Raw genomic sequence first — 7,656 nt, 5'->3', positions numbered from 1 at the left:
AACACGGAGATACACACATGGTGTATCGTCGGCAGCGTCAGATGGGTATAAGAGACAGCCGGCCTGGTGGGGTTCGCGACCATGAGCGGCTACGGGCGCACCGGCACGAACGGCGGCGCCACCGGCGAGACGGTCAACGTCAGCACGTACGCGCAGCTCGCGGCGGCCGTCGCCGACGACACGCCGCGCGTCGTCCGGGTGTCGGGCACGATCAACGGCAACGGCTCGGACGACATGCTGGACGTCGGCTCCAACAAGACCATCATCGGAGCGGGGACGAACGCGACGATCAACGGATTCGGCCTCGACGTCAACGGCTGGGGCCCCGCCGAGGTCGCCTGGGGCGGCGATCTCTGCGATCCGGCCGAGAAGGACCAGTTCCAGCACGTCCAGAACGTGATCATCCGCAACCTGACCTTCACGAACTCCGCGGACGACTCGGTCAACGTGCAGTGCTACTCGCACCACGTGTGGATCGACCACAACACCTTCCGCGCGGCCGCCGACGGCTCGGTGGACGTCAAGCGCGGGTCGGACCTGGTGACCGTCTCGTACAACCGGTACGCCGGGACGGACAAGTCGATGCTGCTGGGCCACAGCGACAGCAACGGCGCGCAGGACACGGGCTACCTGCGGGCCACCTATCACCACAACTGGTTCGACGGGTCGAACACCCGCCATCCCCGGGTGCGGTTCGGGTACGCCCACGTGTTCGCGAACTACGTGGACGTCGACGACTACTTCCTCGGGCTGGGCGTCGGCGGCAGGATCTACGCCGAGAGCAACCACGTGAAGGGCGCGAAGACGATCACGCAGGACTTCGGCGACACGAAGCTGACGTGGACGAGCAGCAACTTCTACGACGTGGCCACGATCACGCGCGCGAACAGCAGCGGCAGCACCATGAGCGACTGGCTGCGCGCCGACGGCAGCGTGGCCCCGCCGCCGTACGCGTACTCGGCCGGCTCCGCCTCCTCCACCCCGCCCGCCGCCGGCGCCGGAGTGACCGGCGCCGACACGATCCCGCGGTGACCAACCGGCGATCACGGCTCGGCCGCCGGCGTGCGCGCGGCGGCGGTCACCGCTCGGCCGGCGGTGCGGCGGTGGTGGTCACCGCTCAGTCGGCGGTGCGGTGGTTACCGCTCAGCGGGCGGCGTGGCCTGGTAGCGGGCCGTGTGCTGCTCGGCGTCCATGTGCGTACGCCGGAAGCCGGCCTTTTCCAGCACCCGGACGGAGGCCGGATTGGACAGCTCCACCCCGGCCGACACGGTGCCGACGCCCGGCGCGGTGCGGGCGAACTCCGTCAGGGCGCGGGTGGCCTCCGTGGCGTAGCCGCGGCCCTGCCGGGAGGCCACGATGCCGTAGCCGATTTCCAGGTCGCCGTCGCTGGGCGGCCAGAACAGGCCGATCGACCCGACCACCAGGCCGCCGTCGCGTTCGACGATCTGGCGGTGGCCGTACTCGCCGAGCCAGTCCGGGTGCTCGGCGAACAGGCCGGCGATGACGAGGTCACCCCCGGCGGGGAAGTCACCGGCCCAATGGGGCAGGCGGGTGCCGTCGAGCACGGCGGCGACCTCGGCGGGGGCCCATGGGCGCAGGACGAGGCGGTCGGTGATCAGATCGGTGCCGGTCATGGAGAAGAACTGGGACACGTAGAAACTCCTGGTCGTAATGACGACCCGAGCCGCGCGCTAGAGGTGCGCCGGCCGGGCAAGGGCATGCTGAAGACGGCCGATGGCAGCCATATTCATCAACCTCCCTCGCCGTACGGTGGCCGGGCGTGTCCCGCACACAGGCGAGACCGTAGCAAACCTTCCCCATACGGACCAACCCGGCGGTCACCCCGTACGGGCCACCCCGGTGAACCACCCCCTATGGACCACCCCGGCGGAGTGCGTGGGCCGCTCAGCGCCGGTAGGCGGTGACCCCGACCGGCACGCCCGCGGCCACGGCCTTGATCACCCCTTCGGCCCCCTCCGGCCCGGACCCGCCGTACAGCTCGATGAGCTGCAGCTCCCCGGCCATCGCCGCGGCCACCCCGGCGGCGCCCGCCTCATCCGGCACGCCGACGAGGATGGTCCGGCCGCCGTCCGGCTTCTCGCGCACCACGCGGTCGGTCGCGGGGTCGGCCCCTTCGTGCACGATGACGAACGCCTCCGTCAGCGCCTCCCCCGCCTCGAACCTCGCCTTGTACGAGGCCACGCCCGTCAGCGACTCGAACCCGAAGTAGACGGCTCCGACGGGCACGCCCCCACCGGCCGCCCGGCCGGCCTCGGCGTGCCACACCGCCCCGAACCCGCCGCACAGCTCGACCTGGTCGACGCCCTCCGCGACCAGGCCGGTCACCAGCTCGACCATCTGGGCCGGCGCGCCGACGGCCCGGACGCGGGTGCGCCCGCCGGCGTTCCTGATCGTCATGACGTCGGCGCGCGGGTCAGCCCCGGCCTCCTCGTACACGATCACTCTGTCCTTCGGCATCGCGATCCCCTTCCTCAGGCGCGGCCGCCGTGGCTCCTCGCGACGGCCACTACCCACTCTGTTACCTCAACCAAAGTCGAGGTCAACCGGCCGGGGGCCGCCGTCCGGGGGCCGCCGTCCGGGGGCCGCCGTCCGGGCGGGGAGCGCCTAGGGATATCCCCAGGCCACACCCGGATGCCCCTGGGCGGCCGCCGATGCCATCCTCAGCTGTCGCGCCAAAGCCGGATGGGAGGGCAGATGGCCGAGTCACGGGCTCCGGCTCTCGCGGTCGACTTCGGCACCACCAGCTCGACGGCGCTGCTCGTCGCCCCGGCGCCGGCCAGCACTGTGACGACGTTCGTCAAGGATCCGGTGAACGGGCAGGAGGTCTGGCCGTCGTCGGTGTTCCAGGCGGCCGACCGGCTGCTCGTGGGCGCGATGGCGCAGGGCGAGCGGTACAACGCCCCAGGTCACTACCGGGACGAGATCAAGCGGTACCTCGGCCAGGACGACCTGCTCTATCTCGGGGACGATCACCCGTACCGGCCCGAGGAGCTGGTGACGGCGGTCCTCGGGGAGCTGCGCGCGGCCGCGCAGGCCTCGCAGCCGCACGCCATCGAGCGGGTGATCTGCACCGTCCCCGCCAGCTACGGCCCGTCCGACCGGCGGCGCGAGCTGATGATCTGGGCCGCGGGAGAGGCCGGCTTCACCGACGTGGAGCTGCTGGCCGAGCCGATCGCCGCCGCGCTGTCGCCCGGCCTCGACGTGGCCGACGGCGGCCTGGTCCTCGTCTACGACTTCGGTGGCGGGACCTTCGACACGGCCCTGGTCCGGTACTCGGGCGACGGCCGCCACACCGTGGTCGCCAGCCAGGCACTCGACGACTGCGGCGGCCGGGACCTGGACGTGGCGCTGGTGCGCGCGATCGACGTGGCGGGCCTGGCGATGAGCGAGGCCGAGCTCGCCGGCCAGACCGCTGGGCTGGCGCTGAAGGAGCTCGCCCGCAGGGCCAAGCACCGGCTGGCGGGGCTCGAATCGGTGACGGAGCTCCTCTCCCCCGGCCGGCCCCCGGTGGTGGTCACCCGCGCGGCCCTGCTCGACGCCGCCGCCCCGCTCATCGACAGGACCGTCGCGTGCTGCCAGGAGCTGCTGCGCCGCACGGGGACGCGGGCGCGCGACGTCCGGCTGGCGCTGCTCGTCGGCGGGAGCTCGCGGCTGGTCGCCCTGCGCGAACGCGTCGAGCGGCAGCTCGGCATCCCCTGCCGCCCGGCGGCGAACCCGGACACCGCGGTCGCCTCAGGGGCGGCGCAGTGGGCCGCCAGGTCGGGCGAGCGCCGGATCGCCGCCCGCGCCAGGGCCGCGCACGTCGAGCCGCTGACCTGGCCGCTGACCCGCGCCGACCTGGTGCGTACCCTGGTCCAGCCCGGCGACGCCTACGGCGAGGGCGCCTCGCTCGCGCGGGTGCGCCTGCCCGACGGGACCCTGCACGACCTCGCGGCCGGCCGGCCCGGCGTGCTGCTCGCCTGGCACGCCACCGCCGGTCAGCCGGTCTTCGGCGGCGACTGGCTGGCGAGCACGCTGGCCCTGCCCGGCCCGGCCGAGCTCGATCCGCGGCCGCTGTGGCAGGTGCCGGGCCGCGCGCTGGCCGCCGCCTGGTTCCCGGACGCGCGGCGGCTGGCCACGGCCTGGTTGGACGGTTCCGTACGGCTCCTCGACGCGGCCTCGGGCGAGGTGACCGCACAGGCGGACGGCGGCGGGCACGTCTACGGCATCGCCGTGTCGCCCGACGGCACCCGGGTCGCCTACGGGGCGAACGACGCCCGTCACCGCCTCCAGATGACCGACGGCGACCTGCGCCCCCTGTGGGAGAGCGAGCAGGACGGCGTCGTGTTCCAGGCGGCGTTCTCCCCGTCGGGCGAGCGGGTGGTCGCGGGCTGCGGCGACGGCGCGATCGGGGTCTGGAGCTCGTGGACCGGTCGCCGGGAACGGGTGCTGCCCCAGCCGGGCCGTACCCGGCTGGTGGCGTTCCTGGCGGACGAGCGGCGCCTGCTGGCCTGCGGCCAGATCGACCGGTGGGCGGCGCGGCTGACCGTGTGGGACGTGGCCGACGGCGACGACAGCGCGAGCGTCACCGTGCCCACCCAGGTCAGGGGGCTCGGGGTCACCGGCGAGTGGGCGCTGGTGTGCGATCCGGCGCCGTCCGGCGCGCGCCTGTTCCGGCTGCCGCGGCTGGAGCCGGCGGCCAGCACCCTGACCGGGTCCTACCACTGCCTGGCCGCCGACCGCCACGCCGGGCTGATCGCGCTCGGCGCCGACGAGAGCGTGCTGATCGCGGACGGGCGGACGGGCCGGACCGCCGCCGAGATCCCCGCCTCGGGCGCGCGGGCACTGGCGTTCGGCCTGGCCGGGCACGCGCTGGCCGTCATCGACGCCGACGGTCTCTCCTTGTGGACGCTCACGGCGTGGGCCGCCGCAGGACGCGACAGAGAGGATCTGACATGAAGCGGATGAATCTGCCGGCCGCGTTCCGTGAGCGGCGCGACGAGCTGGCCGCGCGGCTGGGCCCGCGAGCCGGCGTCGCCGTCGCCGCGCATGAGCTCATCCTGTCGCTGGACGACATGGCCAAGGCGGTGGACCAGCCGCACGCCCGGCCGGTGGTGATCAGCGTGCGGACGGTCGTGGGCGGCGTGCTCGAATCATTACGCCTGCAGCGTCCGGCCGCTCCGCCGCCGCCGGAGCGTACCGACCTGTTGCGGCGGCTGCGGGCGCTGGTCGGCAACCCGCCGCCCGGCCGCGGCGACCTGCTGCGCCGGCTGAGGGCCCTGATCGCGGGGCCGCCGCCGCCCGTCAAGGTGGTCGTCGACGTGGACGAGCTCCTCGGCGCCGTCGAGGACGCCTTCGCCGGCCTGGACCGGGCGGTGATGGTGATGACGGACCTCCCGGCGGGTCCCGTCCCCTGGCACGAGGACCGCGACCTCGTCGCCCTGCTGCACGACCTGCTCTCGGCCGGGGTCCGCGAGCGGCCCGACCTCGCGCTGCGGCGGATCCAGGTGGTGGAGGAGACGCTGCGCATGCACCGCGGCATCGACACGGTCCGGTACGACCCGGACGCGCCGGACCATGACGGCAAGCTCTTCAACTTCCCGCGGGGCAGCGAGCCGGGCGACCCGGGTCTGACGACGTACGAACCGGCGCTCCTGGTGGACGGCCAGGTGATCCGCAGGGGAAAGGTGACACGCGATGCCTGACGCAACACCGGAGCTCGTCATCGGCTTCGACCTCGGCCACGGCGAGAGCGCCCTGGCCCAGGCGGAGCCGGTCGCGGACACGCAGGTGAAGAACCTCGACATGCCCTACTCCGACACCGGCCGCCAGGTCACCGCCGTGGGCCTGCGCGAGGGCGAGGTGCTGATCGGGACGCATGCGCTGTTCAGCGCGACCGCCGACCTGACGCTCGGCTTCAAGAGCCCCCGGCTCGACCGGGACGACGTGCGGATCCCGACCGCCCGGTTCGTCCGCAGGACCGTCGAGGAGCTGGTGGACGGCGCCAAGATCAGGCGCGACCAGCGGATCCGCTGGGTCTTCGGCCATCCGTCCGGCTGGTCGCCCGAGGTCCGGGAGACCTACGCCGCGGTGCTGCGTGAGGCGTGCGGCGACGACCTCGAGGTCGTTCCCGAGTCCCGGGCGGCGTTCCTCTACACCCGCTACAACCTCAGGCGCGAGCGCGCCGACACCGGGCGGATCAGCCGCACGACCTCCGCGTTGTGCATCGACTGCGGCTCGTCCACCTGCGACTACACCTGGGTACGGCAGGGTAGGTCGTCCCCGGTCGACCTCGGGCACAACTCGCTCGGGGCCTCGCTCATCGACAAAATGATCATGGATGTGGTCCTGGCCCGCCATCCCGGACGGGAACGCCTGACCGCGCTGCTCGACCGCTACCCCATCAGGCGGCCCCTGGTCGAGTACACGTGCCGGCGGGCGAAGGAGATGTACTTCCTGACGCCGGCGGAGCGGCTGACCGATCGCACCCGCCAGCGCCACCTGCGCGCGGAGGAGCTCGAATTCCCCAACGGGGAGACGTTCGACCTCGACATCCGGCTCAGCGCCGACGACATGGACGCCGTGCTCGACACCCCGCATCCCTCGCTCGAGGGCCTGACCTGGCGCGAGGCGTACAAGCGCAACCTGAGCGAGGTGCTGCGGGAGATCGGCGCCACCCCCGACCTGGTCATCGTCACCGGCGGGCCGTCCCGCATGCGGTTCATCCTGGACATCACCCGCGAGCTGGTCGGCACGGACCGGGTGATCCTCGGCAGCGAGCCGGAGACGGCGATCGCCCGCGGGCTGGCGATCGCCGGCCAGATCGGCGTGACCACGCAGAGCTTCCGCGCCGAGGTGGACGCGCTGATCGCGTCGGGCAAGATCGACCGGATCGTCGAGGCCAGGCTGCCCGAGCTGGCCGAGGGGATGGGCCTGGCGGTCGCCTCCGGCCTGACCGAACGCCACGTGATCCCCGCCTTCGTCGAGTGGCGGAACGGCGGGATCAGCACCCTGGACGACATGGCGCGGAAGATCGCCGACGCCGTCCAGGCCGAGATCACCGACCCGCGCAACGACGCGCTGAAGCAGACCATGGTCGACTGGCAGAACGGCATCGTCCCCGACATAGAGCGGCTCACCGAGCCCATCTGCGAGCGGGCCGGGCTGCCCTCCGCCGCCCTGAACCTGCCCGTGATCAGCCTCGACCACGGTCAGGTGCGCTTCAGCGTGCCGCTCTCGGCGGCCACCGACGTGCTCAACACCCTGGGCAACGTCGTCAACGTCATCCTGGCGGGGGTGATCTCGACCACGCTGTTCGGCGCCGGAGTCTCCCTCATCGCCGCGACCGGCCCGCTCGCCGTCGTCATCGCGTTCGTGGCGGCGTTCGTCGCCATGAAGTACGGCCAGGAGCGGGCGATGGAGCGGGCGCGGGCCATGAACCTGCCCAAACTCGCCCGCCAGGTCACCAGCGAGCAGCGGCTGCTGCGCAAGCTCCGCGCGGAGGCCCAGGTCAACGAATCCGCCCTGGCCACGGAGCTCGCCCAGGAGTTCCTGACCGGCCAGGGCACGCAGATGGCCGCCTCCATCTCCGGCTCGCTGCGGGGTCAGCTCGACGCCGTCGCCAAAGACGCCGCACTCCTCATCGAATGAGACGCC

6 protein-coding genes are annotated in these 7,656 nt (G+C 73.0%); 4 read left to right on the top strand and 2 right to left on the bottom strand.

Annotated elements, in window-relative coordinates; all coding sequences use genetic code 11:
* Positions 1-66 precede the first annotated feature (66 nt).
* Positions 67-1,032 carry a pectate lyase family protein gene (locus ETD85_RS32240; protein ID WP_138693583.1) on the top strand — a complete coding sequence of 322 codons (966 nt, stop codon included), beginning with the start codon at positions 67-69 and terminating at the stop codon, positions 1,030-1,032.
* A gap of 104 nt (positions 1,033-1,136) precedes the next feature.
* On the opposite strand, the gene ETD85_RS32235 is transcribed toward ETD85_RS32240, so the two are convergent.
* The gene (locus ETD85_RS32235) at positions 1,137-1,652 is read right to left on the bottom strand and encodes a GNAT family N-acetyltransferase (RefSeq protein WP_240779576.1); all 516 of its coding nucleotides are present in this window, start codon (positions 1,650-1,652) and stop codon (positions 1,137-1,139) included.
* Between the two features lie 253 nt (positions 1,653-1,905).
* A complete protein-coding gene (locus ETD85_RS32230; RefSeq protein ID WP_138693582.1) occupies positions 1,906-2,478 on the bottom strand; it encodes a DUF6506 family protein in 573 nt (190 codons plus the stop codon).
* A 237-nt stretch (positions 2,479-2,715) separates the two neighbouring features.
* On the opposite strand from ETD85_RS32230, the gene ETD85_RS32225 reads away from it, so the two are divergent.
* The 3 genes from ETD85_RS32225 to ETD85_RS32215 are packed head-to-tail and all read left to right on the top strand — an operon-like array spanning position 2,716 to position 7,650.
* Complete coding sequence (locus tag ETD85_RS32225; RefSeq protein WP_170246943.1) at positions 2,716-4,959, top strand: Hsp70 family protein; 2,244 nt, start codon at positions 2,716-2,718, stop codon at positions 4,957-4,959.
* Positions 4,956-5,705, top strand: a complete 750-nt coding sequence (locus tag ETD85_RS32220) for a hypothetical protein (RefSeq protein ID WP_138693580.1) — start codon at positions 4,956-4,958, stop codon at positions 5,703-5,705. The genes ETD85_RS32225 and ETD85_RS32220 overlap by 4 nt, the downstream gene beginning before the upstream one ends.
* Entirely contained in the window at positions 5,698-7,650 is a 1,953-nt protein-coding gene (locus ETD85_RS32215) for an Hsp70 family protein (RefSeq protein ID WP_138693579.1), read from the top strand. The genes ETD85_RS32220 and ETD85_RS32215 overlap by 8 nt, the downstream gene beginning before the upstream one ends.
* Positions 7,651-7,656: the final 6 nt, after the last annotated feature.

Source organism: Nonomuraea zeae, assembly GCF_005889725.1.
Taxonomy (GTDB): Bacteria; Actinomycetota; Actinomycetes; order Streptosporangiales; family Streptosporangiaceae; genus Nonomuraea; species Nonomuraea zeae.
Note: the sequence above shows the minus strand (reverse complement) of the source record. Positions and strands in the feature narration are given on the sequence as shown.

Excerpts from the sequence above, each read along its gene's own strand:
- ETD85_RS32225 (WP_170246943.1), top strand. The coding sequence starts at position 2,716 with ATGGCCGAGTCACGGGCTCCGGCTCTCGCGGTCGACTTCGGCACCACC.
- ETD85_RS32215 (WP_138693579.1), top strand. The coding sequence starts at position 5,698 with ATGCCTGACGCAACACCGGAGCTCGTCATCGGCTTCGACCTCGGCCAC.
- ETD85_RS32220 (WP_138693580.1), top strand. The coding sequence starts at position 4,956 with ATGAAGCGGATGAATCTGCCGGCCGCGTTCCGTGAGCGGCGCGACGAG.
- ETD85_RS32230 (WP_138693582.1), bottom strand. The coding sequence starts at position 2,478 with ATGCCGAAGGACAGAGTGATCGTGTACGAGGAGGCCGGGGCTGACCCG.